This is a genomic window from Ancylobacter lacus (genome assembly GCF_018390635.1).
GTDB classification, from domain to species: Bacteria; Pseudomonadota; Alphaproteobacteria; order Rhizobiales; family Xanthobacteraceae; genus Ancylobacter; species Ancylobacter lacus.
Genome location: NZ_JAHBGE010000018.1, coordinates 17,281 through 43,725, shown reverse-complemented (window position 1 = coordinate 43,725; position 26,445 = coordinate 17,281). Strand labels below are relative to the sequence as shown.

The 26,445-nt window shown below is 70.4% G+C and carries 27 protein-coding genes; 11 read left to right on the top strand and 16 right to left on the bottom strand.

Annotated elements, in window-relative coordinates; translation table 11 throughout:
• Nucleotides 1-29 precede the first annotated feature (29 nt).
• From KHC27_RS04875 to KHC27_RS04850, 6 genes are all read right to left on the bottom strand, one after another.
• The gene (locus KHC27_RS04875; protein WP_213335750.1) at nt 30-344 is read right to left on the bottom strand and encodes an NIPSNAP family protein; all 315 of its coding nucleotides are present in this window, start codon (nt 342-344) and stop codon (nt 30-32) included.
• Between the two features lie 7 nt (nt 345-351).
• Nucleotides 352-1,353, bottom strand: a complete 1,002-nt coding sequence (locus KHC27_RS04870) for a 4-hydroxyproline epimerase (protein ID WP_213335748.1) — start codon at nt 1,351-1,353, stop codon at nt 352-354.
• 10 nt (nt 1,354-1,363) lie between these two features.
• A complete protein-coding gene (locus tag KHC27_RS04865; protein WP_213335746.1) occupies nt 1,364-2,590 on the bottom strand; it encodes an NAD(P)/FAD-dependent oxidoreductase in 1,227 nt (408 codons plus the stop codon).
• Nucleotides 2,591-2,604: 14 nt separating this feature from the next.
• Nucleotides 2,605-3,414: an aspartate dehydrogenase gene (locus KHC27_RS04860; protein ID WP_213335744.1), complete on the bottom strand. Its 810-nt coding sequence runs from the start codon at nt 3,412-3,414 to the stop codon at nt 2,605-2,607.
• A gap of 20 nt (nt 3,415-3,434) precedes the next feature.
• Nucleotides 3,435-4,187 carry an SDR family oxidoreductase gene (locus KHC27_RS04855; RefSeq protein ID WP_213335742.1) on the bottom strand — a complete coding sequence of 251 codons (753 nt, stop codon included), beginning with the start codon at nt 4,185-4,187 and terminating at the stop codon, nt 3,435-3,437.
• Nucleotides 4,188-4,286: 99 nt separating this feature from the next.
• On the bottom strand, nt 4,287-4,811 hold the full coding sequence (locus KHC27_RS04850; protein WP_213335739.1) for a cupin domain-containing protein: 525 nt from the start codon (nt 4,809-4,811) through the stop codon (nt 4,287-4,289).
• Between the two features lie 200 nt (nt 4,812-5,011).
• Here KHC27_RS04850 and KHC27_RS04845 point away from each other — a divergent pair, with 200 nt between their 5' ends.
• The 7 genes from KHC27_RS04845 (at nt 5,012) to KHC27_RS04815 (ending at nt 11,197) form a co-directional block, all read left to right on the top strand.
• Nucleotides 5,012-5,686 (top strand): GntR family transcriptional regulator, encoded by a 675-nt coding sequence (locus tag KHC27_RS04845; protein ID WP_213335736.1) that lies wholly within the window; start codon nt 5,012-5,014, stop codon nt 5,684-5,686.
• Between the two features lie 81 nt (nt 5,687-5,767).
• Nucleotides 5,768-6,871 carry a branched-chain amino acid ABC transporter substrate-binding protein gene (locus KHC27_RS04840; protein ID WP_213335732.1) on the top strand — a complete coding sequence of 368 codons (1,104 nt, stop codon included), beginning with the start codon at nt 5,768-5,770 and terminating at the stop codon, nt 6,869-6,871.
• 144 nt (nt 6,872-7,015) lie between these two features.
• A complete protein-coding gene (locus KHC27_RS04835) occupies nt 7,016-7,957 on the top strand; it encodes a branched-chain amino acid ABC transporter permease (RefSeq protein ID WP_213335730.1) in 942 nt (313 codons plus the stop codon).
• On the top strand, nt 7,947-8,930 hold the full coding sequence (locus KHC27_RS04830) for a branched-chain amino acid ABC transporter permease (RefSeq protein ID WP_343210833.1): 984 nt from the start codon (nt 7,947-7,949) through the stop codon (nt 8,928-8,930). The genes KHC27_RS04835 and KHC27_RS04830 overlap by 11 nt, the downstream gene beginning before the upstream one ends.
• A complete protein-coding gene (locus KHC27_RS04825; RefSeq protein WP_213335728.1) occupies nt 8,930-9,769 on the top strand; it encodes an ABC transporter ATP-binding protein in 840 nt (279 codons plus the stop codon). The genes KHC27_RS04830 and KHC27_RS04825 overlap by 1 nt, the downstream gene beginning before the upstream one ends.
• Complete coding sequence (locus KHC27_RS04820) at nt 9,741-10,415, top strand: ABC transporter ATP-binding protein (protein ID WP_343210832.1); 675 nt, start codon at nt 9,741-9,743, stop codon at nt 10,413-10,415. The genes KHC27_RS04825 and KHC27_RS04820 overlap by 29 nt, the downstream gene beginning before the upstream one ends.
• A gap of 11 nt (nt 10,416-10,426) precedes the next feature.
• Complete coding sequence (locus tag KHC27_RS04815) at nt 10,427-11,197, top strand: SDR family NAD(P)-dependent oxidoreductase (protein ID WP_213335726.1); 771 nt, start codon at nt 10,427-10,429, stop codon at nt 11,195-11,197.
• Nucleotides 11,198-11,308: 111 nt separating this feature from the next.
• On the opposite strand, the gene KHC27_RS04810 is transcribed toward KHC27_RS04815, so the two are convergent.
• From KHC27_RS04810 to KHC27_RS04785, 6 genes are all read right to left on the bottom strand, one after another.
• Complete coding sequence (locus tag KHC27_RS04810) at nt 11,309-12,124, bottom strand: ABC transporter permease (protein ID WP_213335725.1); 816 nt, start codon at nt 12,122-12,124, stop codon at nt 11,309-11,311.
• 4 nt (nt 12,125-12,128) lie between these two features.
• Nucleotides 12,129-13,058, bottom strand: coding sequence for an ABC transporter permease (locus KHC27_RS04805; protein ID WP_213335723.1), 930 nt, complete (start codon nt 13,056-13,058; stop codon nt 12,129-12,131).
• A gap of 74 nt (nt 13,059-13,132) precedes the next feature.
• Nucleotides 13,133-14,245: an ABC transporter ATP-binding protein gene (locus KHC27_RS04800; RefSeq protein WP_213335721.1), complete on the bottom strand. Its 1,113-nt coding sequence runs from the start codon at nt 14,243-14,245 to the stop codon at nt 13,133-13,135.
• 109 nt (nt 14,246-14,354) lie between these two features.
• Nucleotides 14,355-15,527, bottom strand: coding sequence for an ABC transporter substrate-binding protein (locus KHC27_RS04795; RefSeq protein WP_246519477.1), 1,173 nt, complete (start codon nt 15,525-15,527; stop codon nt 14,355-14,357).
• Nucleotides 15,528-15,672: 145 nt separating this feature from the next.
• Nucleotides 15,673-17,661 (bottom strand): primary-amine oxidase, encoded by a 1,989-nt coding sequence (locus KHC27_RS04790; RefSeq protein ID WP_213335718.1) that lies wholly within the window; start codon nt 17,659-17,661, stop codon nt 15,673-15,675.
• Nucleotides 17,662-17,814: 153 nt separating this feature from the next.
• The gene (locus KHC27_RS04785) at nt 17,815-18,708 is read right to left on the bottom strand and encodes a copper chaperone (RefSeq protein WP_213335716.1); all 894 of its coding nucleotides are present in this window, start codon (nt 18,706-18,708) and stop codon (nt 17,815-17,817) included.
• A 224-nt stretch (nt 18,709-18,932) separates the two neighbouring features.
• Here KHC27_RS04785 and KHC27_RS04780 point away from each other — a divergent pair, with 224 nt between their 5' ends.
• Nucleotides 18,933-19,919, top strand: coding sequence for a hypothetical protein (locus KHC27_RS04780; RefSeq protein WP_213335714.1), 987 nt, complete (start codon nt 18,933-18,935; stop codon nt 19,917-19,919).
• A 56-nt stretch (nt 19,920-19,975) separates the two neighbouring features.
• On the opposite strand, the gene KHC27_RS04775 is transcribed toward KHC27_RS04780, so the two are convergent.
• The gene (locus tag KHC27_RS04775) at nt 19,976-20,668 is read right to left on the bottom strand and encodes a helix-turn-helix transcriptional regulator (RefSeq protein WP_213335712.1); all 693 of its coding nucleotides are present in this window, start codon (nt 20,666-20,668) and stop codon (nt 19,976-19,978) included.
• 210 nt (nt 20,669-20,878) lie between these two features.
• Here KHC27_RS04775 and KHC27_RS04770 point away from each other — a divergent pair, with 210 nt between their 5' ends.
• A complete protein-coding gene (locus KHC27_RS04770) occupies nt 20,879-22,201 on the top strand; it encodes a PQQ-dependent sugar dehydrogenase (protein ID WP_213335710.1) in 1,323 nt (440 codons plus the stop codon).
• A gap of 71 nt (nt 22,202-22,272) precedes the next feature.
• Here the strand turns inward: KHC27_RS04770 and KHC27_RS04765 are convergent, their stop codons facing one another.
• Nucleotides 22,273-22,791, bottom strand: coding sequence for a ferritin-like domain-containing protein (locus KHC27_RS04765; protein WP_213335708.1), 519 nt, complete (start codon nt 22,789-22,791; stop codon nt 22,273-22,275).
• Nucleotides 22,792-23,056: 265 nt separating this feature from the next.
• Between KHC27_RS04765 and KHC27_RS04760 the strand changes: the two genes are divergently transcribed.
• The gene (locus KHC27_RS04760) at nt 23,057-23,398 is read left to right on the top strand and encodes a DUF2934 domain-containing protein (protein WP_213335706.1); all 342 of its coding nucleotides are present in this window, start codon (nt 23,057-23,059) and stop codon (nt 23,396-23,398) included.
• Nucleotides 23,399-23,495: 97 nt separating this feature from the next.
• Here KHC27_RS04760 and KHC27_RS04755 read toward each other — a convergent pair whose 3' ends face one another.
• Nucleotides 23,496-23,681, bottom strand: a complete 186-nt coding sequence (locus tag KHC27_RS04755) for a hypothetical protein (protein WP_213335703.1) — start codon at nt 23,679-23,681, stop codon at nt 23,496-23,498.
• 148 nt (nt 23,682-23,829) lie between these two features.
• Here KHC27_RS04755 and KHC27_RS04750 point away from each other — a divergent pair, with 148 nt between their 5' ends.
• Nucleotides 23,830-25,176, top strand: coding sequence for an amidase (locus tag KHC27_RS04750; protein ID WP_213335700.1), 1,347 nt, complete (start codon nt 23,830-23,832; stop codon nt 25,174-25,176).
• 15 nt (nt 25,177-25,191) lie between these two features.
• Here the strand turns inward: KHC27_RS04750 and KHC27_RS04745 are convergent, their stop codons facing one another.
• The gene (locus KHC27_RS04745) at nt 25,192-26,424 is read right to left on the bottom strand and encodes a threonine ammonia-lyase (RefSeq protein WP_213335697.1); all 1,233 of its coding nucleotides are present in this window, start codon (nt 26,422-26,424) and stop codon (nt 25,192-25,194) included.
• Between the last annotated feature and the right edge of the window lie 21 nt (nt 26,425-26,445).

Genomic DNA, 26,445 nt, shown 5'->3' with positions numbered 1-26,445 from the left:
CCTCGGCGCGGGTGGGGCGGGCATCGGTCTCACCGCATCGGCGAAAGCCGCGTCGGCGCCAGGATGCGCGTCTGCTGGCTCTGGATCATGCCCCGGATCGCGGCGAGATAGGTCTGCCAGGGCTCGTGCGCGAGCATGGCCGCGCGGCGGGACTCGCGCTCGGCCATGCTCTCGTAGCGCCAGAGTGCCACGACATGGTTGAGTTCGCCGATCTCGCTGACGAAATGGCCGAGAAACGTCCCGAGGAAGTGCTTCTGGATGTCGAGCCCGAGCGTCTCGTAGGCGTCGAGGAAATCGGCCATCCGGCCGGGGACGATGTGGTAGTCGCGCTCCTCGAGGATCATCGCCGCCTCACGCGAGCTGGAAGCCGAAGGCGAGCGGGTCGCGCTCGTCCACGGTGATGGTGTTGTGGCCATAGATGCGGGCCCAGCCGCCGATGCTGGGGCGGATGGCAGGGCGCCCGCCGACGCTGGCCGCGCTCTCGACCCGGCCGTGGAACAGCGTGCCGATGACGCTCTCATGCACGAAGCTGTCGCCCGCCTGCAGCAGCCCCTTGGCGACGCGCTGGGCCATGCGGGCGGAGGTGCCGGTGCCGCAGGGCGAGCGGTCGATGCCCTTGGCGCCGTAGAACACCGCGTTGCGGGCATCCGCCTCCGGGTGCTTCGGCCCGTCCGCCCACATCACATGGCTGACGCCGTGGATGCGGGCATCCTCGGGGTGCACCGGGGCGACGGCGGCCTGCACCGCCTCCCGCACCACCGGGGACAGCCGCAATATGTCGGCGGCGGACAGGCTGTCGAGCCCGGCGAAGTTCGGCTGTGGCTCGACGATGGCGTAGAAATTGCCGCCGTAGGCGACATCCACCACCAGCTCGCCGAGGCCGGGCACCGTCACCTTCACCCCCTCGGCGTGGAGATAGGACGCGATGTTGTAGAGCCGCACCTCGTCGACGAAGCGGCCATTGCGGCGGTATTCCACCTCGACCCGCCCGGCCGGCACCTCCAGCGCCAGCCGGCCCTCGACCCGCGGCACGACGAAGCCCTGTTCCAGCGCCACTGTCACCGTGCCGATGGTGCCGTGCCCGCACATGGGCAGGCAGCCCGAGACCTCGATGAACAGCACCCCCAGCTCGCAATCCTCCCGCGAGGGGGGATAGAGGATCGAGCCGGACATGACGTCGTGGCCGCGCGGCTCGAACATCAGCGCCTGACGGACCCAGTCGTGGTCGCGCAGGAAGATCTGCCGCTTCTCCGCCATCGGCACGTTGGGCAGCAGCGGCGCGCCGCCGGCCACCACGCGCACCGGGTTTCCGCAGGTGTGGGCGTCGATGCAGAGGAAGGTGTGCGGGTTCATCGGTGGGTTCCTACTGGAAGCGGGCGATGCTGAAGGGGGCGACATCCACCGAGGTCGGCCGGCCGGCGACCAGCTCGGCGACGAGCCGCCCGGTGGTGGGGCCGAAGGTGAGCCCGGTGTGGCCGTGGCCGAAGGCGTAGACGACATCCGGCCGCCGCGGCGAGGTGCCGATCACCGGCAGCGAATCCGCGGTGGTGGGGCGATGGCCCATCCAGCGGGTGCCGCCGGCGGTGTTCAGCCCCGGCAGGTAGCGCGTCGCGAGCTGCGCCAGCGCGTCGGAGCGGGCGTAGTTGGGCGGGGCGTCGAGGCCGGCGAATTCCGCCGCCCCGCCAATGCGCAGCCCGGCGTCGATCGGGGTGGCGACGAAGGCGCGCTCGGCGAAGATGACCTCGTGGGACAGCGTGACGCCGGGGGTGGGCAGGGTGGTGTTGTAGCCGCGTTCGCTCTCGATCAGCACCCGGTCGCCGAGGCTGCCCGCCAGCCGGCCGGACCACGCCCCGCCCGCCACCACCAGATGGCAGAAGTCGAGCCGGCGCCCGTCGGCGAGCAGCAGTTCGTTGCCGAAGATCGCGGTGGCCTCGCCGCGGGCGACCGTGACGCCGCGCTGTTCGACATGCCGGCGGAGCCGGTCGACGATGCGGCGGGGGTCGGCGACATGCGACCATTGCGGGGTGAACATGGCGTGGCGCACCGCTTCGCCCAGCGCCGGTTCAAGGGCGCGGGCCTCGGCCCCGCTGATCTCCTCGCAGACCAGCCCGTGCTGCCGCCGGATGGCGCGGAAGCGGGCATCGGCGGCAAAGCCAGCCGCGGTCTCATAGGCCCACAGCGCGCCGACCGGGCGGAGATCGCCGCCAAGGCCGATCTCGTCCAGCAGCGGCAGCAGGTCCTTGTAGGTCCGGCCGGACAGGGTGGCGAGCGCGGCGGCGATGCGCTCCACCTCGCTCCAGGTGCCGTGGCGCAGGAAGCGCAGCAGCCAGGGCGCCAGCTTCGGCAGATAAGCGGGGCGCAGCGACAGCGGCCCCAGCGGGTCGCGCAGCCAGCCCGGCACCTTCCACGCCAGCCCCGGCACCGAGGCGGGGATGATCTCGGTGACGCCGATGCCCGCCGCGTTGCCGAAGGAGCATTTGTCGCCCGCCGGGTCGCGGTCCAGCACCATGACCTCGCGTCCCTCCGCCCGCAGCGCGTTGGCGCAGCACAGCCCGACGATGCCGGCGCCGATGACGAGGATGCGGGACATGGGGCGGCGTTCCTTCAGAGCGCGAGGGTGGCGAAGTGGCGCCGCACCGCCGCGGCGAGGCTGGCGGCGGTGAGGGCCGAGGTCTTGGGGTTGGCGGGGGAGGGGGTGTTGGCGAACCGCAGCCCGGCGCGGCCGAGCGGGCTTTCCACCTCGATCTCGTGGGTGTTCTCGGTGCAGGCGGGATCGGCCACCACCCGCACCGTGGTCCGCTCCGCCCCGGCGGCGAGGGCGACGGTGAGCCCGGCATTGAGATTGCGCGGGTAGAGCCGGGCGGCCTCCGTGGCGCGGCCCTCGAACAGCGTGACCGGCCGTTCGAGCCGGGCGGGGTCGTGACCGGCGGCGGCCAGCTCGTCCCGCCACGCCGCCACCGGCTTGCGCGAGGTGTAGAGGATGCGGGCGTCGGGCTCGCCCTGCAGCGCGGCGAGATAGTCCAGTCCGCCGATCGCACCGGAGGGCACGACCAGCCGGGCGCCGCCCCGCTCCGCCGCCGCCAGCAGCCGGGCGAGCAGGGCCGGCTCGCCGAGCGCGCCGGAGGAGGCAACCAGCAGGTCGACGCCGGCCGCCAGCAGCGGCGGGCCGAGCTCCGCCACCGCCGCCTGCCCGGCCGCTTCCACCACCAGCGCGGGGCGGGCGTCGAGCAGGGCATCGAGGCTTTCCACCACCGCGGTGCCGGACACCGGTGGCTCGGCCGGGGGGTGGCGCAGCAGCAGGGTCTGGCGCAGGGCGGGGAGGGAACCGGAGCCGCGGGCGAGGCGCGCATTGAGGTCGCGGCCGATCGCGCCGAAGCCGATCAGCCCGACATGCGGGGGGGTCGTCGCGCGCATCGGCCCGGTTCCCGCCGCGCTCACCACGCCGACATGCCGCCGTCGACGGTGAACATGGCGCCGGTGGCGAAGGAGGCCTCGTCCGAGGCCAGCCACAATATGGCGTTGGCGATCTCGATCGGCTCGGCCCAGCGGTTCACCGGCGCGCGCGCCTTGAGCCTGGCCTTGAAATCCTCGGGGTCGGGATGCTCGGCCACCATCTTGTCGAAATAGGTGGACCAGGTGACGCCCGGGGCGACGCAGTTGACGCGGATGCGCTCGGCGGCGTGGTCGAGCGCCATCGCCTTGGTCAGCGCGGCGACGCCGCCCTTCGAGGCGACATAGGCGGCGCGGTCGAAGATGCCGACGGTGGCGACGTTGGAGGCGGTGTTCACGATGGTGCCGCCGCCCTGCGCCGCCATCACCGGGATGGCGTGCTTGCAGCAGAGGAACACGCCCTTGAGGTTCACCGCCATGAGCGCGTCCCAGGCGTCCTCCTCGGTGGTGACGACGGTGCCGGGAATGCCGTAGCCGGCATTGTTCACCAGCACGTCGAGCCGGCCGAAGCGGCGCTGCGCCTCCGCCACCATGCGGGCGACGTCGGCGCTGCGGGCGACGTCGACCTCGATGGCGGCGGCCTGCGGGCCGAGCCGTTCGGCGACGCGGGCGACGCCCGGGCCGTTGCGGTCGGCGAGGAGGACGCGGGCCCCCTCGCGGACGAAAATCTGCGCGGCGGCCTCGCCAATGCCGGCGGCGGCGCCGGTGATGATCGCGACCTTGTCCTTCAGACGCATGGAATCCTCGAAAATGGGGCGCCGCACGGCCGGGGGCCGGCGGCCGGGCAGCGGAAGCCGATGGCGGCGGGGCGGGCGGCAGCCACTGCCGCCGCCCGCTCAGGGCTGGCGCTGGTCGGCGGGCTGGGCGGCGAAGACGGTGCTGCGCTCGATCTCCAGCACGTTCTCCGGGCGGGGGAAGGGCTCGGGCGCCGGCTCGCCGGCCACCCGCTCGCGGCCGATGAGGCGGAAGAAGTCCTCCAGCCCGTTCGGGACGATGAGCCAGGTCCAGACGATGTCCTCGCTGCCCTCGTTGATGAACATGTGGCGGCGGTTCTTGCCGACGAAGAAGGCCGAGCCCGGCTGCATCACGTGGTTGACGCCGTCGATGACGGCACGGCCCTTGCCACGCACGACGAAGATCACCTCCTCGTTGCGGTCGTGGGCGTGTTCGCGCACATAGCCGCCGGGCGGGACGGTCTGGGTGCCGAAGCCGATGGGATGCTCCATGGGGACGACGTGAGGGGCGAAGATGACCTCGATCTGGCCATTGGCCGGCACGGGCTGCCAATAGCTGGTCGCCTCGCCCGGCTGCCTCACCAGCACCTCGCCATAGGGGGAGGCATCGCTTGCCTGCTCGGCCATGTCCTTAAGCTCCGCTTGTCCATCTCCCGGCCTGTCCGCGTTACCTCGTGGACGGCCGTTTTGAATACAATATTCAGCGTATGCGGGAGATGGTCGGTGAGAAAGTCCAAAAATTAGGCATATATCGCGGAATAATGCTCATCATTTGAGCTTGTTCGTTCATCGTGACTGAATATCGTATTCAATATGGAGCTGCCGGAATGAGTGCCAAAATCGGACGCCAGTCGCTGACGGACCAGATCGTCACCGAACTTCGGCGGCAGATCCTGACGGGGCAGCTCGCCGAGGGCGCGCCGCTCCGGCAGGAAAAGCTGGCCGGCGAGCTGGGCGTCTCCCGGGTTCCGCTGCGCGAGGCCATCCGCCAGCTCGAGGCGGAAGGCCTGGTGGTCTCCGAGCTGCACAAGGGGACGGTGGTCTCCTCGCTGTCGCTCGCCGAGATCGAGGAACTGTTCGAAATCCGCGAGCGGCTGGAAACCTGGCTGTTCGAGGCCGCCATTCCGTGCCTGACCGAAGAGGATTTCAGCCGTGCCGAGGCGATCATCGACGAGTCGATCCGCATCGGGAACGTCGAGAACTGGGGCGAGCTGAACTGGCGCTTCCACGAGGCGCTGTACCGCCCGAGCGGAAACCGCATCGCGCTCAGGCTGCTGCGCACGGTGCACGACAACGCCAACCGCTACGTCAACCTGCAGATCGCGGTGGCCAAGGATGTCGAGCGCGAGCAGGCGGACCACCAGGCGCTGGTGGCCTTCGCCCGGCTTCGCGACACGCGGCGCGGCGTCGACACGCTGCGCGCCCATATCCGGCGGGTCTCCCGCAACCTCGTCGCCTCGCTGGCCGACAGCCGCCGGGCGGTGGAGCGCGACATCGCCTGAATTCCGGGATGCCGGCCCGTGTTGGCACCCCGACCGTCAAGAGGCCCGCGACAACAGGGCCGGCCAACAGTGGGGACTGACATGAAGCTGAAAACCATCCTGCTCGCCGCGCTCGCCGCGACCGCTCTCGCCGGCGCCGCCCGGGCCGATATCCTCATCGGCACCGCCGGCCCGACCTCCAACGCCGAGGCGCTGTTCGGCACCACCTGGCAGAACGGCATGGAGCTCGCCGTGCGTCAGGCCAACGCCGCCGGCGGCGTGCAGGGCCAGAAGCTGGTGCTGCTGCGCGAGGACGACGGCGGCGATCCCAAGCAGGGCACGCTGATCGCGCAGAAGTTCTGCGACAACAAGGACATCCTGGCGGTCATCGCCAATTTCAACTCGGGCGTCACCATTCCCTCGTCCGATGTCTATAACCGCTGCGGCCTGCCGCAGGTGACCAACTCCTCCAACCCCAAGGTCACCAAGGCCGGCTACAAGAACCTGTTCCGCCCCATCGCCAACGACCTCTCGCAGGGCGCCGCGCCGGCCGAATACGCCCTCGGCACGCTGAAGGCGAAGAAGGCCGCCATCGTCCACGACAAGGCCGCCTTCGGCCAGGGCGTGGCGGAAGTGTTCCGCGACACCTTCACCAAGGGCGGCGGCACGGTGACCTCCTTCTCCGGCATCACCCCGACCGATGTCGACTTCAGCGCGCTGCTCACCACCCTGCGCACCGAGAAGCCGGACGTCATCTATTTCGGCGGCGTCATGCCGGCGGTCGGGCTGTTCGTGAAGCAGGCCCGCGAGCTTGGCATCACCGCCACCTTCTTCGCCGCCGACAGCGCCTTCACGCCGGACTTCATCGCCGCCGCCGGCCCCGCCGCCGAGGGCGCGGTGGTCTCCTTCCAGGCGCCGCCCTACGACTCCTCCGCGGCGCTGAAGACCTTCGCCGCCGACTACAAGGCCGCCTTCGGCGAGGAGCCCGGCCCCTATTCCGCCTATGGCTTCGTCGAGGCGACCATCGTCATCGACGCGATGAAGAAGGCCCCGGCCCTGTCGCGCGCCGCCCTCGTCGACGCCATCGCCAAGAGCGACTTCGACAGCATCGTCGGCCATGTCGCCTTCACCCCGGCGGGCGAGCTGCAGAAGCCGTTCATCTTCCTCTACGCCGTCAAGGGCAACGGGTTCTCGCTGGTGAAGTGAGGCCGTTTCCCCGCGCTGTCCCGGTGACCCCCCTTACCGCCGGGACAGCGCCCCTTTCCGCCGCCTGGCGCGGGCCTCCCGCCCGCCGCCCGGCGTGCCCTCCACCGGCCGCGCGGCCCCGCCGGCCCGGCAAGGAACCTGCCCATGGGCTCCCTGATCCTCCAGCAGACCATCAACGCCCTCACGGTCGGCTCGATCTACGCGCTGATCGCGCTGGGCTACACCATGGTCTATGGCGTGCTGCGCCTCATCAACTTCGCCCATAGCGAGCTGTTCACCGCCGGCGCCTTCATCGGGCTGGGGCTGGCGGGCGCGCTGGGGGTGGCGGGGCATCCGCTGGGCGGCGTCGCGGTGGGGCTCGTCACCTTCGTCGCGGTGGGGCTGATCGGCGTCAGCGTCGAGATCGTGGCCTATCGCCCGCTGCGGGGCACCTCGCGCCTCGCGCCGATGCTCTCCGCCCTCGGCATGGCGGTGGTGATCCAGAACGCGGTGATGCTGATCGCCGGCCGGCGGCCGCTGATCTACCCCTCCTTCCTGCCGAACGGGGTGGTGGAGCTGTTCGGCGCCATCGTCACCTACAAGCAGATCACCATCTTCACGGTGGCGGTGGTGCTGATGGTGGGGCTGGAGCTGTTCGTGAACCGCACCACGCTCGGCGTGCGCATCCGCGCCGTGGCGGAGAACGCCGAGACCGCCTCGCTGGTCGGCATCAACCCCAACATGGCGATCTCGCTCATCTTCTTCATCGGCCCCGGCCTCGGCGCGGTGGCGGGCATCCTCTATTCCTCGTTCTACGGGGTCGCCAGCTTCACCATGGGCTTCGTCATCGGGATGAAGGCGTTCACCGCCGCGATCCTGGGCGGCATCGGCTCGATTCCCGGCGCGGTGCTCGGCGGCTTCCTGCTCGGCATCATCGAAACCTTCGGCACCGCCTGGATGCCGGTGCTCACCGGCGGGCTGGTCGGCACCGAATATCGCGACATCTTCGCCTTCTCGGTGCTGGTGCTCATCCTCCTGTTCCGCCCCGCGGGCCTGCTCGGCGAGCATGTCAGCGAGGAAACCATGGTGTACAAGAGTGACTTCTGAGGCCCATCCCCGGCTGAATCCGGTGCGCGGCGCGGCCGCGCTGCTGGCGGTGCCCGCGCTGGTGCTGGTGATCGGCCATTTCCTGCCGACCTACCCGCTGCGCGTGCTCGACATGATCCTGCTCTATGCCGTGCTCGGGCTGGGGCTGAACATCGTGGTCGGCTATGCCGGCCTGCTCGATCTCGGCTTCGTCGCGTTCTACGCCATCGGCGCCTATAGCTGGGCGCTGCTGGCCTCCGGCCAGTTCGACATCCACCTGCCGTTCGCGCTGGTGCTGTTCATCGGCGCGGGGCTGGCGGGGCTGGCGGGCATCCTGCTCGGCATCCCGGTGCTGCGGCTGCGCGGCGACTACCTCGCCATCGTCACGCTGGGCTTCGGCGAGATCATCCGGGTGCTGATGAACAATCTGGACGGGCTCACCAACGGCCCGCAGGGCATCGCCCGCATCGACGAGGCGACCCTGTTCGGCTGGACGCTGGCGACCCCGCTCGACTTCCTCTACCTGCTGGTCGGCCTGCTCGCGGTGGCGTTCCTCTTCGTCTGGCGGATCCAGGAAAGCGCGCTCGGCACCGCGCTCGCGGCGGTGCGCGAGGACCAGGACGCGGCGCGCGGCTGCGGCATCGACACCACCCGGGTGAAGCTCGTCGCCTTCGGCACCTCGGCGATGATCGGCGGGGCGTGCGGCGTCATCTTCGCCGCCATGCAGCGCTTCGTCTCGCCGGAGAGCTTCACTTTCTGGGAGTCGCTGGTCATCGTGCTGGTGATCGTGGTGGGCGGGCTCGGCAACCCGTTCGGCGCGCTGCTCGGCGCGACGCTGTTGATCCTGGTGCCCGAGCTGCTGCGGGCCTGGGCCGATTACCGCCTGCTGCTCTACGGCATGGCGCTGGTGCTGGTCATCCTCGCCCGCCCGCGCGGCCTCATCGCGCGCGACTACGGGCCGAGCTGGCTGATGCGCCGGCTGGGAGGGGGCTGATGCTGCGCTTCGATCATGTGACCAAGCAGTTCGGCGCGCTGAAGGCGGTGGACGACGTCTCCTTCGAGGTGAAGCCGGGCATCATCACCGCGGTGATCGGGCCGAACGGGGCGGGCAAGTCGACCCTCGTCAACATGGCGGCGGGCTCCTACAGCGTCTCCTCCGGCCGCATCCTCGTCGGCGAGGTCGAGCTGCAGAAGCTGCCCAAGCACCGCATCGCCCATGCCGGCCTGTCCCGCACCTACCAGAACATCCGGCTGTTCGACGGCATGAGCGTGCTGAAGAACCTGGAGGTGGCGCTGGTGCCGTCCGGCATCGCCCCGCTGGTGGCCGACACCTTCGGCCTCACCGGGCGCGCCGCCGCCGAGGCGCGGCGGGAGAAGTGCCACGCGGTGCTGGCGAAGCTCGGCCTCGCCGCGTATGCCCAGCGCAACGCCGGCAGCCTCGCCTATGGCCAGCAGAAGCTGGTGGAGCTGGCCCGCGCCGTGGTGTGCGAGCCGCGCGTGCTGCTGCTCGACGAGCCGGCGGCGGGGCTGAACCACGGCGAGACCGAGCAGCTCAAGCAGCACATCCTCGCCCTGCGCGCCCCGGGCCTCGCCATGGTGCTGATCGAGCACGACATGAAGCTCATCATGGCCATCTCCGACACCATCGTCGTGATGAACCGGGGGAGGGTGCTGGCGCAGGGCACCGCCGCCGACATCCGCGCCAACACCGAAGTGCAGGAGGCGTATCTTGGCCAGCCGGGAGCCATCCGCGACATCGAGGCCGCTGCTCGCGGTCGACGCAATCGAGTCCGGCTACGGGAGGGTGAAGGTCTTACATGGCATCAGCCTTGAGGTGCTGCCGGGCGAGGTGGTCTGCATCATCGGCCCCAACGGCGCCGGCAAGACCACCCTGCTGCGCACCATCAGCGGGCTGAACCGGCCGAGCGCCGGCGCGGTGCGTTTCCGCGGCGTGGACGTCACCGGCTCCAAGCCCTACCAGATGGCGCGGCTCGGCCTCGGCCACTGCCCGGAAGGGCGGCGGGTGTTCCAGCTCTCGGTGGAGGAGAACCTCGTCACCGGCTTCATCCCCGGCCGCGGCAAGAGCTTCGCCGCGCTGCGCGACGAGGTCTACGACCTGTTCCCCATCCTCGGCGAGCGGCGCGGCCAGTCCGCCGGCCGGCTCTCCGGCGGGCAGCAGCAGATGCTGGCCATCGGCCGGGCGCTGATGGGCAGCCCGGAGCTGCTGCTGCTCGACGAGCCCTCGCTCGGCCTCGCCCCGATCATCATCCACCAGATCTTCGAGATCGTGCTGAAACTGGCGGAGAGCGGGGTCTCGATCATCCTGGTGGAGCAGAACATCGACCTGTCCTTCCAGGTCGCGGACTATGTCTACGCGCTGGAGCACGGGGCGCTGCAGTGCTCCGGTCCGGCGGCGAAGATGGCGGCGGACCCGCGCATCAAGGACATCTACCTCCCCGATCTCGACGCCCCTTCCTGACGGAGCCGCCCATGTACAGTCTCGACGGCCGCGTGGCGCTGGTCACCGGCGCCGGCGCCGGCATCGGCCGCCGCATCGCCACCCGCTTCGCGCAGGAGGGCTGCGACGTCGCCCTTCTCGACATCGACGCCGCCGGGGCGGAGGAGACGGCGGCCGAGGTGCGCGCGCTCGGCCGGCGGGCGCTGGCGCTGGCCGCCGATGTCGGCGACCCCGACGCCGCGGGCGCGGCGGTGGCGCAGGCGCGCGCCACGCTGGGGCCGGTCGATATCGTGTCCAACAACGCCGCGATCGTGCGGGTCGGGCCGGTGATCGAGCTGGCCGTCGAGGACTGGCGCGAGGTGTTCCGCATCAATGCCGACGGGGTCTTCCATATCTGCAAGGCGGTGATCCCGGAGATGATCGCGCGCCGCAGCGGCCGGATCATCAACACCGCCTCCTGGTTCGGCAAGATCGCCAAGCCGAACTACTCCGCCTATTCCGCCTCGAAATTCGCGGTGATCGGGCTGACGCAGGCACTGGCGGGCGAGCTGGCGCCGCATGGCGTGACCGTCAACGCGGTCTGCCCCGGCACCATCGTCGGCACCAGGATGCGCAGCGACGCCGATGCCCGCTCCGTCGAGCAGGGACTGCCGACCGCGAAGGAGCGCGAGGCGCTGATCCCGCTCGGGCGCGTGGGGGTGCCGGACGACATCGCCCGGGTGGTCGCCTTCCTCGCCTCGGATGAGGCGTCCTACATGACCGGCCAGTCGATCAACGTCACCGGCGGGCTGTGGATGCACTGAGGGGGTTCCCCGGCGGCGCGGGGAGGGCGGGAACGAAGAAAGGCGGCCGCGCGGCCGCCTTTTCCATGGGTGCGCTGGGTTTCGCGAAAGCCGCGGGGGGCCGCTTCTTCCTCAGCCCGCCGCCTCGGCCCGCGCCCGACGCCGGGCCTGCAGCACGACCAGCCCGTAGCCGGCGCCCATGATGACCGCCGCCGCCAGCATGGTGAGCGTGCCGACCGCCGGCACCTGCGGGGTGTAGCCCGCCTGCACCTTGGCGCTGATCCAGCCGGGAATGGTCTGGTCGGCGCCGCTGGAGAACATCGAGAGCGGGAAATTCGCCCAGGACAGCAGGAAGGCCGAGAAGAAGCCGGCGATCAGCCCCGGCGTCAGGATCGGCAGCGTCACCTCGCGCAGCACCTGCAGGCGGGTGGCGCCGAGGTCGAAGGCGGCTTCCTCCCAGGCGGGATCGAAGGAATAGACCTGGATGGCGATGATCAGCGTGGTGATCGGCGCGATCCAGACGATATGGGCGAACACCGCGGTCTGCCAGCTCGGGGTGATGCCGATGGCGGTGAACCACAGCAGCAGCGCCAGCCCCAGCACCGCCTGGGGGAACAGGATCGGCAGGATGACGATCTTCTGGAACAGCTTGCGGCCTTTCCAGCGGTAGCGGGCAAAGGCCAGCGCGCCGAAGAAGGCCAGGGCCGTCGAGATCAGCCCCACCAGCACCGCGATGATGACCGAGGTCCAGAAGAAGTTGCGGATCGACAGCGATTCGAACACCTCGGCGTACCAGTTGGTCGACCACGCCGGGATGGGGAAGCGGAAGTAGCGGGTGCGCGAGAACGAGGCCAGCGCGATGGTCACCATCGGCAGGTACATCAGCAGCAGGAACGCCGCGATGAGGCAGGCATAGAGGAAGCGGACGCCGCGGCCGGTGCTGTTCATGGGGTCACTTCCGTCCGAAGATCAGGTCGAGGTCGATGCGCTTCAGCGCGGTGACGGCCAGCGCCCCGGCCAGCAGGATCATCAGCACCGCCAGCGCCGAGCCCTTCGGCCAGTTCTGGGCGAAGCCGAACTCCTTCTGGATGTCCATCGCGATCATGGTGACGGCGTTGCCGCCCAGCGTGCGTGCCTCGGTGAGGGAACCGGCGGCGAGGATGAAGGTCATCAGCGAGCCGATGAGGATGCCGGGCATGGCGAGCGGCACGTCCACCTCGCGCAGCACCTGGAAGCGGGTGGCGCCGAGGTCGAAGGCGGCTTCCCGCATCTGCTCCGGCACCATGGAGATGCCCATGATGATGGGGAACAGCATGAAGGGCAGGTAGATGTAGACGAGGCCGAACAGGGTGGCGCCGGAGGTGTAGAGCATCGAGTCCACCTCGATGCCGAACCAGGTCTGCAGCGAGCCGGAGACCACGCCGCCCTTCACCAGGAACAATACCCAGCCCATCAGCCGCAGATTGTCGGCGACGAAGAGCGGCGCGGTGATGAGCAGCGCCAGTATGCTGCCGTGCCGGCCGAACACCCGCACCATGGCGAAGGCTACGGGGTAGCAGACGACGAGGCAGATCACCACCGTGAGCGCCGCCAGCCAGAGCGAGGCGAGGAAGGAGAGGTAATAGGAATTCGCGACGATCTCGACGAAGTTCGCCAGCGTCGGCACCTGGAGGATCGAGAAGGTGCCGCCCGGCATGAAGGCGAAGACGACCACCAGAAGCAGCGGGCCGAGGAAGCCCCCCAGCATCAGCAGCGCCAGCGGCGCCGCCGCCACGACGCCCGGCTCGGCGAACCACCGGCCGAGGCTGGCGAGGCGCGAGGGCGCGCGGATCGCCCGGAGCGGGGCCGGCGCTTCGGCCGCGAAGTCGCTCGCACGGCTCATTGTTGTCTCCGTGGATAAGAGGTCGACCGGTTCCATGCGCGAAACGTGCCAGCGGCCGGAGGGCCGCGGCCCGTTCACTGCTGGAGGCGGCTGGCCGGGAAGACCATGGAATCCCGGGCGTCCCAGCCGATGGTGACGGCGCTGCCGGGGCCGCCGGGGGGCATCTGGTCGCGCAGCTTCTCCACCAGGAAGGTCTGCCCTTCGCCGACGCGGACCTGATACTGCACCCGCGAGCCGAGCAGGTACTCGTTGTAGATCACCCCGGTGAGGCGGTTGTCGGCGCTCTCGCCGGCGCCGACGAAGCGCACATCCTCCGGCCGCACCACCAGCGTGCCGGTGTCGAAGTCGGCGGCGACCACCGGCGTGGCGAAGCGGGTGCCGGCGGCATCGACCACCGCCCCGGCCTCGCCGCGCACCTCGATCACGTTCACCTCGCCCATGAACTCGGAGACGAAGCGGCTGTGCGGGCTGCCGTAGATCTCGCGCGGGGTGCCGATCTGGACGAAGCGGCCGCGATTCATCACGCCGATGCGGTCCGACATCACCATCGCCTCCTCCAGCGAGTGGGTGATGTAGACGAAGGTCTTGCCGGTCTCGCGGTGGATGTCCTTCAGCTCCTTCTCCAGCAGCTTGCGCAGCCGGTAGTCGAGGGCCGAAAGCGGCTCGTCGAAGAACAGGATCTCGGGGTCGAAGGCCAGCGCCCGGGCGAGGGCCACGCGCTGGCGCTCGCCGCCGGAGCACTGGGTGACCATCTTGCCGTAATAGCTCTGCGGCAGGCGGAGCTGGTCGAGCAGCTCCAGCGCCCGCTTGCGGCGGGTGGCGGCGTCGACGCCGCGCATCTTCAGCGGGAATTCGATGTTCTGGCCGACGGTGCGGTGGGGGAACAGCGCCAGCGACTGGAACACCATGCAGGTGGGGCGCCTGTTGGCCGGCACGTCGTTTATGCGCTCGCCGCGCAGCAGGATGTCGCCATTGGTCGGCTTGTCCATGCCCACCAGCATGCGGACCATGGTGGTCTTGCCGCTGCCGGAGGGGCCGACGATGGTGAAGAACTCGCGCTCGTAGATGTCGAGGGTGATGCGGTCGACCGCGGCGAAGCTGTCGAAGATGCGGTCGACATTGCGCAGCTGAAGGATCGGCTGGCCGGCCGGTTCGGGCGGTTTCAGGCTCTGGGCGGCTTCTGCCATGAGGTTGCGTTCCCCTGCGTCGGTGGGCGGGACCGGGCTTCCCGAAGGCGCCCGGCCCGTAACGGGGCCGCGGCGGGTGGGCCCCGCCGCGACGGAGGCTGCCGGGGGGTCAGGCCTTGCGCTCGCGCACCGCGGTCGCGAAGATCTCGTGCAGCTTGGGGTAGTTCGGGATGATGTCGAAGTCCGAGCAGAGCGCCATGTCCTCGTCCAGCGTGTCGAACTGGATGGCGTCGAGCTCTTCCTTGGAATAGAGCGCCATCACCCGCTTGTCGCCCATCTGGGTCACCGGGTTGTAGGTGCCCTCGGCGAAGGACACGTTCTTGCAGACCTCCGGGCGGTAGCAATATTCGAGGAAGTCCGCCGCGCGGGGCGACAGCTCCGGGTTGTTCACGGTGGAGGTCAGCTCCATCCAGCAGACGCCGGGCTTGTTGTTCGGCCCCTTCTTCGGGATCACGCAGCGCAGATTGGCGTTGCCGTCGAAGCGGGCGGCCGAGACGGTGTAGGTGCTGCCGGGGAAGGAGCCGATGATCGAGCCGTTCACCATGCCGAGGGCGATGGCGTTCATGTCGTCGCTGAGGAAGGCGGCGTTGTTGATCAGCTTGCGCATCGCGGTCTCGTAGGTCGCGATCTGCGCGTCGGAGAGGTTGTCGAACGGGCTGAAGCCGCAGGCCATGCACAGATGCATGATGACCCAGTCGTCATACATCAGCACCGCGTATTTGCCCTTGAAGTCGTCGGCGAGGAAGATCTCGTAGCCGTCGTTCTGCACCGTCTCGCGGGAGATCTTGTCGGTGTTGACGTTGACGCCGGAGGGCCCGAAGCGCTGCACCATGCCGAGCAGGTTCTTGCCGTCATTCGACATTGCCCAGTAATAGGGCCACTTGAACTCCGGCAGCACCATGTCCCACTTGGGCTTGAAGCGGGCCTGGTCGAGCGGGACGATGAGGTTTTCCGGGAAGAGCTGGCGCCGGCCCCAGGCGTTGTTCAGGTTGATGATGTCCCACACCTTGGTCTCGCCGGCGCGCAGCTTGTTCACCGCGTCGGGGTCGGAGATCAGGCCCTGGGCCTTGACGTTGGTCTTGAATTCCTTGCGGAAGGGGTCGAGCACCTTGTCGGAGTTGTAGCCTTCCCAGCAATAGATGTTCAATTCGTTCTCGCGCGCCGCGAAGGCGGAACGCGACATGGTGGACGACGCCGCGATGCTGCCGGCAATCGCCGCCGACATGTGCAGGAATTCGCGCCGCGACTGGCTGAACGACTGCAGAAGGTTCTTCCGCTTCATTGCTGTCCCCTGTTGTGGCCGCCCTGAGAGGTGTCGGCGCGACCCGTGCTCGTCCGGAAGGTGGCCGCCGGGTCGTTGCTCGCCCGGCGTGACTGTCGATGGGTTCCGCACCGGCGGGCGTCGCCGCCGCCGGCGCGGAGCGTCTTTAGCCGTGGCAGCAGGAACCGCCGCCCTCGCCGGTGGTCGAGCGGCTTGCATGGTTCTTGCCAGGCGGCAGGTCGATGATCGGATTCTGGTCGAAGAAGCCGACCGGCATCAGCTTGAAGCCGCACATCACGCAGGGTTGCACCGGGTGGTCCTCCGGGCGCGGCAGATGGTGCAGGCCGAAGCTGTGCCAGACGACGAGGTCGGTGTTCTCGATCGGGCGGTTCTGCGCGGTCCAGGCCGGCAGGCCCTGGCCCCCCTCCGACAGGTTGACGAAGTCGCCGGCGGGGTAGCGCTCCTCCGGGCTGAACGGCGTGACCCAGAGGTGGTTGTAGGCAAAGCCGCCGCGCCGGCCGGACCAGGAGTTCGGGTCGGTGTAGAACTTCACCGCCGAGGGCGTCTCCAGCTTGTAGCCGGTCGGCTTGCCGACCCAGTTCTTCGCCTCGGGGTTGATGATCTTCCAGTAGCGCATGGTCTCGTAGTCGACGCAGCGCTTGGCCTCCTCCTCGGTCTTCAGCGGGCGGTCCTCGATGTAGAAGGCGTTGCCCATCGGGTTCTCCGGCCCGGTGGGCACGGCGTAGGTGTTGCACTCCACCACCGTGTTGTTCGGTCCGTCGACCTCCATGTCGAGCCGGGCGGAGAAGACGTGCTGGTGGATGTGGCCGACCACGCCGGGCGCGACCTCGGTGCCGTATTTCTGCGGGGTGCCGGGCTTGCAGGCGGCGGTGTTGATGATGCCGGTCGCCTTCATCTCGAATTCGATGGTGCCGTTCTGGAAGAGGTACCAGTAGGAGGCGTATTCGTAGTTGCCCACCGTGGTGATGGAGGAGATCACCAGCTTGCGCAGGCGGCGCACCTCGGTGCGGTCGGAGCGGAAGTCGTAGTGCTTCCAGCCGAGGCCGGCGTCCTCCTCATGCAGGCAGATGCAGTTCTCGATGATGCGCGGGTTGCCCATGATGTCGGGCAGGGCGACGTCGAAATAGTGGATGTGGCCGAGGCAGTCGCAGCCCAGCGAGAGCGAGTTGGCCAGCCGGCCGAAGCCGTATTCGCCGCTGTCGAACACGTTCTTGCGGTAATGCGAGCGCTCCGGCGTGCCATAGGGCACCACCATCTCCGCCAGCGAGGCGCGGTAGAGGATGGGGCGGCGCTTGCCGGCGATGGTGTAGGCGAGGTTGTTGAGGACGAGGCCCTCGCGCCCGTTGAACGAGACGCGGACGTCCCAGTTCTCCCAGGTGATCTTGTTGCCCTCGACCGTGAAGCCCGGGCCGTTGGGCTGGACCACGTCGAGCGCGGAGGAAGGCTCGCGGAATTCCGGGATCAGCGTGTGCTCGAAGTTCAGCGGCGTCTCGGGAACCGGGATGTAGTCGCCGCTCGCCTCGAAGTGGTCGTCGATCCGCACCACCTCCAGCGTGTCGACATCCACCACCACGTTGATGCCCTCGACCGGGTGGGCGTAGTAGTTGTCGAGCTCGCCCATGCGCATCCATACGAAGGTGTGGGCGACGCGGCGGCCCTGCTCGTCGGGCAGGCCGAACTGGCCGGCGGTCCACGGGTCGACGCAGACGAGGTCGTAGCGGGTGATGCCGCGCCGTTCGATGGCGGCCTTGAAGCGCGGATCGGCCTTGGCGGCCTCCTCGATGAGGAGGAACTCCTCGGGCGAGATCATCGGCTTGGCGTCGGGCAGGAAGGTCGCCTCGATAACCGCGCCGGTGCCGAGGTCGACCTTGCCGGTGTGCACGCCGGTGGTGGCGCGCTTGTAGACGTTGTAGCGGGCGATGCGGGTGATCGGATCGCCCGGCTGGAAGGCGCGGACCACCTCCTTGGGCGGCTCCACCAGATCGATGGTCTCGAAGCGGAGGTCGTCGCCGAAGCCGTAATGCTGGCGGATGATGGCGGCGGCGCGCGAAATCTCGGCGGCGGTCAGCGAGTCGAGCGGGTGCTCGAAGGCGGAGGACTGACCGGTCACGGCCTGATCGACGATGCGCAGCATTCTGCTGTTCCTGTGCTGGGCGCCGGGCCGGCCGTCTCGCGGTCATTCACGACCGCAAACGGGTCCGGCCTGCCGGCGTCGGTGGGTATCATCGGGCAAATGGAAGGCGCGCCAATCAACCGAACGGTTGATGAGGGTGGCGGCGGCGGTGGATCAGTTCGGCATGGCGAGACCCCAGAACAGGCCGGCCAGCCCCAGCGCCAGCCCGCCGGCGCGGGCGAGGCGGGCGCTGCCCGCCGCCCGCAGCGCCAGCATGGCGCCGGTCAGCGCCAGCAGGATGGGCGGGCTCATGGCGCCGGGAACCAGCATCAGCAGCATCGGGCCGGCGTCGGCGGGCAGGCAGGCCCGGCCATAGGCGAAGCCGCTGCGCACCGGCCGCGCCGGGTCCGGCCGTTCGACATGAGTGTGGGCGGGCAGCCCTGCCGCGCCGGCGAAGGCGGCGGCGGCGAGAAGCGCCATGGCGAGCGGCACCAGCACGGCGGACCCGGCCGGCAACGCGAGGCGCAGCACCGTCTCGACGCTCGCGGCGGCGCCCGCCACCAGCACCCACAGCCCGGCGTAGCCGAGCAGGAAGCCATGGCCGGCGTGGCGGTCGCGTTCCCCCGCCAGCGCCTGCCAGGCCGGCACCGCGCAGGGCAGCATCATCGCCGCCGCCATGGCGAGCCACATCGCGACAGCGTGGAGCCACAGCCGCGGCAGATCGGCAAGGCCGGCGCCCGGCCCGCACAGCGGGGCCAGGATCGCGCGCAGCGCGGCCTCGCCGCCGAAGCTCCCCGGCCGCATATCCCCGGCGAAGCCGACGCCGGCTTCCCCGCCAAGGGCGCCGGAGCCGCAGGCGAGCAGCAGCCCGGCCCAGCCGGCGGCGACGATGGCGAGAGGCGGCAGCAGAAGCTCCATCCGCGCCGCGGCGTGGCGGGCGGCGGCGCCGGCCGCGCCGACATCCCGGCACGCCGCGCCCGGCAGGGCAGCGGCTATGGCCTGCCGCGCCGCGCCGTTGCGGCGGCCGGGCGCGGTGCCGGCGGGCTGGGGAAGGGGCGGCTGCGGCATGGACGGCGCGATCTCCTCGGCGGACCCCGCTCGTGCGGCGGTGCCGGCGCAAGCGGACATGGCGTCAAGGCTCGCGCCGCCGCACCCGTCCCGGCAATCAACCGAACGGTGGACGCGGCTCCTCCGTTCGGTGGAGGCGGCGGGGCGGTTGAAACCGCGCGCTCAGGTATTAGGGTGGCGCCGATCGTCGGCGGCGCGCCGGCGGCACGACGGGGAGGCAAGCCATGGGCATCGCTCGTTTCGTCATGGCGCTGGTCGTGCCGGCCGTGCTGGCGTCCGGGCCGGCGGCGGCGGCGGAGAGCGCGCGCATTCCCCTCCAGCCCCGGCCGGACCGCAGCGGCTTTTCCAATTTCGTGACGGTGGCCGTGGGCGGCGGCGCGCCGGGCGAGGTGCTGCTCGACACCGGCTCCACCGGCCTGCGCATCCTCGCCAGCGCGGTCGGCCCCGAGGTGCGGCTGACCGACATTCCCGTCACCTATTCCTATACCAGCGGCAATGTGTTGCGCGGCGTGCTCGGCTACGCCAGGGTCGCCTTTCCCGGCTCGGACCCCGCGGTCGCCACCGAGCGGGAGATCGCGATCCAGGTGGTGCAGTCGGTCGGCTGCAAGCCCTCGAAGCCCGATTGCCCCGGCTGGCGCGGCGGGGAAAAGGGGGTGATGGGCGTCGCCTATATGCCCGATGCCGCCTTCAACCCGCTGGCGCAGCTTCCCGCTCCGTTCGGCAACGGCTTCATCGTCGCCGCGGACGATCTCGCCCGGCCCGGGCTGTCGCCACACCTCGTGGTCGGCCTCACCGAGGCGAATCTGGCCGGGTTCTCCTTCGCGCCCTTCGCCGCGCTGCCCGACGGCCAGCAGCCGCCGGGGCTGAAGGCGTGGAACACCAAGAGCGTGCGCACCTGCTTCTCGGTGGATGGCGGACCGGAAGGCTGCGACGGCACCGTGTTCGACACCGGGGCGGCGCTGGGCAGCTTCGAGGTGCCGGATCACCCGGTGGGGCGGCCGGTGCGGCGCGGCGCCCTCGTCACCACCCGCGTGCCGGAGGCGGGCATGACGCTGGCGGTGACCGCCGGCCGCGCGCCGTGGCGCAACCGCTACCGTTACGCCCCGCCCCATGGCGGCGTGCTCGGCTTCAATGCCGGCGGCCTGGTGTTCCGCCACATGGAGATCGCCTTCGACGCGGTGCGGGGGCGCATCGGCTTCCGGGCGCCCTGAGGGCGCCTCCCGGGGAGGTCAGGCGCCCGCGCCAGGGCAATGCCCCCGGCCGGCCGTCAGTGCTGCGCCGCCGCCAGCCGCGCCACGAGGCCGGAGCGGTTCTCGACGCCGGCCTTCTCGAAGATGTGGACGAGGTGGGTCTTTACCGTCGCGAGGCCGATGCCGAGGCACCCGGCGATGTCGGCGTTGGTGCGCCCGCAGCACAGCAGGTTCGCCACCTCCGCCTCGCGGCGGGTGAGGTGGAACATGCGCATGGCGCGGGTACGGGGGTCCTCCCGCGGCAGCGGCAAATGCTCCATCAGGTTGAATTCGATGTAGCCGTGCAGCCGTTCGGCGAGCTGGAACAGGGCATCGTCGGGCGGCCGGTCGTGGCTGGTCCACATCACCGACAGGCCGGCCTTGATCTCCCCCTCGCGGCGGAAGATGAAGTCGACGGCGTGCTCGACGTCGAAGCGCCGGAGGAAGCGTTCATATTCCTCGACGTCGGAGGGTGGGGTGCGCGGGCATATCTCGTCCATCCGCGCCACCGTCTCGGAGCGCAGGCGGCGGACATGCAGCGGATCGACGGCGTGCATCTCCCGCACATAGGTGCGCAGGAAATCCGCCGGCATCCGGTAGCTGACGAAGTCGTAGAGGTTCTTGTCGGCATCGACGGAGTAATAGGTGAGGCGCGTGGCGCCGAGCGTGTCACCCAGCAGATGCATGGTGCTGTCGATGAACTGCCGCTTGCGGAGTTCAGTACCGGCCATCGGTGTCCCTCCTGCCTGAGAAATGAGCTTGATCCAAATCAATGCAACATGCATGCCGTTAGGGTTGGGCGACGGGCCGCGCCGCCCAAAGGACGGCTTTCGCGGCGGCCGGATTTGGTGGTAGCACCGGGCGGGGGCCGATGGCGGATGGTGCCGGCGGCCGGTGTTCGGCGAGAGCGCCGGGGTTTTTCGGGCAAGAGGGATGGTCATATGGCAAACTATGTGAAGATCGCCGGCTTTTTAGGCGCCTGCGTGACCACGGTGGCGCATCTGCTCACCGATCTGCGCAAGCAGCCCGCGCTGCGGGAGGAGCAGGGCTATGGCGACCTGCCGGACCTGCCCAAGCCGAAGCCGACCCTCATCCCCATCATGAAGATCGCCCATGCGGTGGGCTGGGGACCGGGCCAGCAGCCCAGGCCCGCCGCCGGTTTCCGGGTGAACACCTTCACCGACTCTCTCGACCATCCCCGCTGGGTCTACGAGCTGCCGAACGGCGACATCCTGGTCGCGGAGACGGCGGCGCCGCCTTCGCCGGCCGGCATCTTCAGCCTGCGCTGGTGGGCGATGGGCTTCGTGCTGGTGCGGGCCGGCGCGGGGGTGAAGAGCGCCAACCGCATCACCCTGCTGCGCGACGCCGACGGCGACGGCGTGGCGGAAATCAAGGTGCCGTTCCTGGAGGGGCTGCATTCCCCCTTCGGCATGGCACTGGTGGGCGATCAGCTCTACGTCGCCAATGCCGACGCGCTGGTGCGGTTTCCCTATGAGCCCGGCGCCACCCGCATCACCGCCGCCCCGGTGAAGGTGTGCGACCTGCCGGCCGGCCGCAACCACCACTGGACCAAGAGCCTCGTCGCCAACAAGGCCGGCACCAAGCTCTATGTCGGCGTCGGCTCCAATTCCAACGTGGCCGAGTTCGGCCTGCATGAGGAGGTGAACCGCGCCGCCATCCTCGAGGTCGACATCGCCAGCGGCGCGGTGCGGGTGTTCGCCTCCGGGCTGCGCAACCCGGTGGGCATGGACTGGAACCCGGTGACCGGCGAACTGTGGACCAGCGTCAATGAGCGCGACGAGATCGGCGATGACCTCGTGCCGGACTACATGACCTCGGTGAAGGATGGCGCCTTCTACGGCTGGCCCTATTGCTACTGGGGCCGCACGGTGGACGAGCGGGTGAAGCCGCCGCGGCCGGACCTCGTCGCCACCGCGCTGAAGCCGGATTACGCGCTCGGCTCCCACACCGCCTCGCTCGGCCTCACCTTCGTGGACGACGACCGCTTCGGCGCCCGCTTCCGCAACGGCGTCTTCATCGGCCAGCACGGCTCGTGGAACCGCAACCCGCCCTCGGGCTATCGGGTGATCTTCGTTCCCTTCGCCGACGGCAAGCCGGCGGGCCAGCCGGAGGAAATCCTCGGCGGGTTCCGGGTCGGCGACAAGGCGCTGGGCCGGCCGGTGGGCGTGCTGGTCGACCGCCGGGGCGGCCTGCTGGTGGTGGACGACGTCGGCGACTGCATCTGGCGCGTCACGCCGGCCTGACCGGGCCGGACGGGGCATCGGCACGACAAAGGGGTGGCCGGCGGCTACCCCTTTTTCATGCGTCGGTCGGCTCAGAGGCTGGCGTCGTGGCCGGCATGGGAGACGGTCACGTAGCGCGTGGTGACGTCGTCGACATGCTCGTCGATCCAGCGGGCCATGGCGAGTTCCTCGGACAGCGACTGTTCCAGCAGCGGGATCGCCGCGGTGTGGCCGTCCAGCTCCGCCATGCGGATGAGCGACTTGTAGGCGGCGGTCTCGAAGTTCTCGAAGGCGAAATTGGCGAAGGTGGATTTCAGGATCGCGTCGTCGGCCATGCTGGCGGTCAGCGCGTTCACATTGCCCATCAGGTTCATCGCCATGTCCTTGAAGGCGGAGCGGTCCTCGCCCAGCTCGTCGAGGATGCGGTCGAGACGCTGATGCTGGCCGTGGGTCTCCTGCAGATGGGCTTCCAGCTTCGCCTTCATCTCCGGGTACTTCTCGATGGAGGCGATCTGCCGCTCCATCATCGCGATGGCTTCCTTTTCCATCGCGTGGGCATTGCGCAGCCCGACCACGAAGAGCGAGCGGGGGGTCTCGTCGGCGGAGGACATGGGGAGCTCCTGGATAAGGGGGGCCGCATGGGGCGCGGCTGGGTGCCGCTTCGGAAGGCGGCGGTGCCGGGACAACGGCCCCGGCGGGGCGATGTTCCCTCCTGCCGGCGGTGCCAACTTTGTCGATAGTACAACAAGTTGCATCATTTGATGGGTGCCGCCCGGGGCCGGCGCCCGCCGCGCCGGACGGGAACCTTGGCCTGTCCGAGCCGGTTGTTGCGCAACGACAGCAAAGGGCTGCCGCACCACACGGTGGAGAGAGCGTATGACGAGCCCCGACAGCCACCCCGCCATCTCCGAGGAGACCACAGCCGACGACCACGCCGCCCGCGAGGACGCGATCCGCGCCGGCGCCCATGCCCGGTGGGAGAGCGAGGGCCGGCCGGAGGGCCGGGCCGAAGCGCACTGGCTGGAGGCGGAGCGCGACCTTGGCGCCGCATCCGGGCCCTCCGCCACGGGCGAGGCCGGCGCCGACGATCTCGACGACATGCCGCCGGCCGGCCCGCACGCCCGGCCCGAACTCACCAATCCCGACTCCACCGCGGGAAGCGGCATGCTGCCGGCGATCGGCGCCGACGAGGACCCCAACGCCCAGCCTTCCGGCTGAGCACGGCCGCGCCGCGGCTCAGGCCGCGGCGCGACGGCCTCGTGGCGGCCGGCGGGACGCTTCCGCCTCGCCGGCGGTCTGGTGAGAGAACGGCCTCTCAGCCCCGCCGCCCGCCGGCGAGACGGCCGGCGGCGAAGCCGGCGGACAGCGCCGCCGCCACCGCCATCGTCAGGGCGCGGCGCGCATCCACCCCGTACACGCTGCGGCCGGCGCGCCCGGAACGGGCGGGGTCGAGCCCGTCGGCGGCGGAGGGCAGGCTTTCATTGATGCTGGCATCGCTCATGCTTGGGGCTCCCGGGTTGCGCGGGACAAGCCGTGTGGCCCGCCGGCGGTTCCCTCGCCGCTGTCGGATGGCTGTCATTCAACAGACTCTAAGGAATGGCGGTGCAGCATCCGTTCGACTGCGTTCCGCCGATCTCCCGTGAGTGTCCATGACCGACCATCCGCCCGTGCCGTTTCTCTCCGCCGGTGCCCTCGTCAACGCCTATGCCAGCGGGCGGCTTCGGCCGGAGGCGGTGGTGGAACAGCACATCGAGCGCATCGCCCGGCTGGATCCCGTGCTCAACGCCTTCATCCATGTCGCCGCCGCCGACGCGCGGGAGGACGCCGCGCGCTCCGCCGCCCGCTGGCGGGCGGGGGCGCCGCTTGGTCCGCTGGATGGCGTGCCGGTGGCGGTGAAGGACCTGATCGACGTCGCCGGCCAGCCCACCAGCTTCGCCACCGGCGCGGTGCCGCCGGTCGTCGCGGCGCAGGACGCGGCGCTGGTGGCGTGGCTGCGCGAGACGGGCGCGATCCTCATCGGCAAGACCAACCTGCTCGAATTCGCCTATGGCGTCGCCCATCCCGCCTTCGGCCAGACCAACAACCCGTTCGATCCGGCCCGCACCTCGGGCGGCTCCTCCGGCGGCTCGGCGGCGGCTGTGGCGGCGGGGCTGGCGACGCTGGCGGTGGGCACCGACACCGGCGGCTCCATCCGCGCGCCGGCGGCCTATTGCGGCATTGTCGGGCTGAAGCCGAGCTTCGGGCTGGTGCCGCTGGAGGGGGTGTTTCCGCTGGCCGCCTCGCTCGACCATGCGGGGCCGCTGGCGCGCTCGGTGGAGGACGCCCGGCTGCTGCTCTCGGTGCTCGCCGGCCGCGCCATGCCCGCACCGGACATCGATCTTGCCGGGGTGCGGGTCGGCGTGCTGGCCGCCCATGTGGAACATCCGGCGGTCACGCCCGGGGTGCAGCGCGCGTTCGACGCGGCGGTGGCCCGGTTGGCCGGCCGGTGCGCCCGCATCGGCGACGTCGTCATCGAGGGCATCGCGGACTGCAACGCCGAGCTGATGACCGTGCTGTTGCCGGAGGCGACCGGGGTGCATCGCGGCCTCGGTGGTGCGGCCATCGACGGCTATGCCGAGGGCACTCGCCGCCAGATCGAGGCAGGGGAGGCGGTGCCGGCGCTCGCCTATCTCGACGCGCAGAGGATGCGCCGGTCGCTGCGCGCGGCGGTCGACCGGCTGTTGGAGGAGGTCGACGTGGTGGTGTCGCCCACCGTCCCCTTCGTCGCCCCGGCCGGCGATCCCGACATGATGGCGGATGAAGGCGAGCACGAGATGCTCGCCCTCGGCCTCGGCAACATGACCGGCCATCCCGTGGTGACGATCCCGTGCGGGCTTAGCGAGGGCCTGCCGGTGGGGCTCCAGCTTCTCGGCCGGCGGGACCGCGACGCCGAGCTGCTCGCCATCGCCGCGGGGGTGGAGCGGGTGCTCGGCTTCGCGGCGCGGCCCGCGCTCTGAGGCGGCGTCGGGCGGTCAGAACTCGTCGCGGCGGACGCGGAAGCCCTCGGCGGCGAGGCTGTCCATCAGCGTGGGCAGGTCGGCGGGGTCGCGCAGCTCCACGTCCAGCGACACCGAGCTTTCCTTGGCGCGGCTGGCGGCGGCGAGACGCTCGTGGCGCAGCTCGTAGATGTTGCCGCCCTGCGCCGCCACCACGGCGGTGAGCCGGGCCAGCGCGCCGGGGTGGTCCGGCAGCTCGGCCCGCACCCGGACCATGCGTCCGGCCCGGGTGAGATGGCGCTGCAGCACCGCGACCAGCACCCGGGTGTCGATGTTACCGCCGGAGAGGATGACGCCGACGCGGCGGCCGGCGAACAGGTCGGGCCGCGCCAGCATGGCGGCGATGCCGGCGGCACCGGCGCCCTCGCACAGCGTCTTCTCGACGCCGAGCACGAGGGCGATCGCCTCCTCGATGGCGTCCTCGCCGACCACGGCGATGGCGTCGACGCCCGCCTTCACGATGCGCCGGGTGATCTGGCCGGGGTCGGTCACGGCGATGCCCTCAGCGACCGAGGAGCCCGGCATCGGCTCCCCGGTGAAACCGCCGACCGCCCGCGCCATGCCGGGGAAGATCTCCGACTGCACCCCGACCACCCGCAGGGACGGCCGCAGCGCGCGGGCGACCACCGCCGCCCCGGCGATCAGCCCGCCGCCACCCACCGGCACCGCCAGCGTGTCGAGCGCGGGCACGGCCTGCAACATCTCCAGCGTCGCGGTGCCCTGGCCGGCGATGATGGCGGGATCGTCGAAGGGGTGGACCACGGTCAGCCCCTCCTCGGCGGCGCGCCGGCCCATCTCGGCCGCGGCCGCGGCGAAATCCGCCCCGTGCAGCACCACCCGGGCGCCGTGCTCGCGCACCCGCTCGACCTTGAGATTCGGCGTGGTGGTCGGCATCACGATGGTCGCCGCGATGCCGGCGCGGCGGGCGTGATAGGCCACGCCCTGGGCATGGTTGCCGGCGGAGGCGGCGATGACGCCGCGCGCCTTCTCGTCCTCGGCGAGCGAGAGCAGCTTGTTCAGCGCCCCCCGCTCCTTGAAGGAGGCGGTGAACTGGAGGTTCTCGAACTTCAGCCACACCTCGGCGCCGAGCTTGTCCGACAGGGTTTGCGAGTGGACGAACGGGGTCTGCGGCACCGCGCCGGCGATGCGGCGGGCGGCGGCCTCGACATCCGCCAGGGTCACGTCGGGGGGAAGGGGGGCTAGGTCCATCGCGCAGGCTCACGGTCCGGG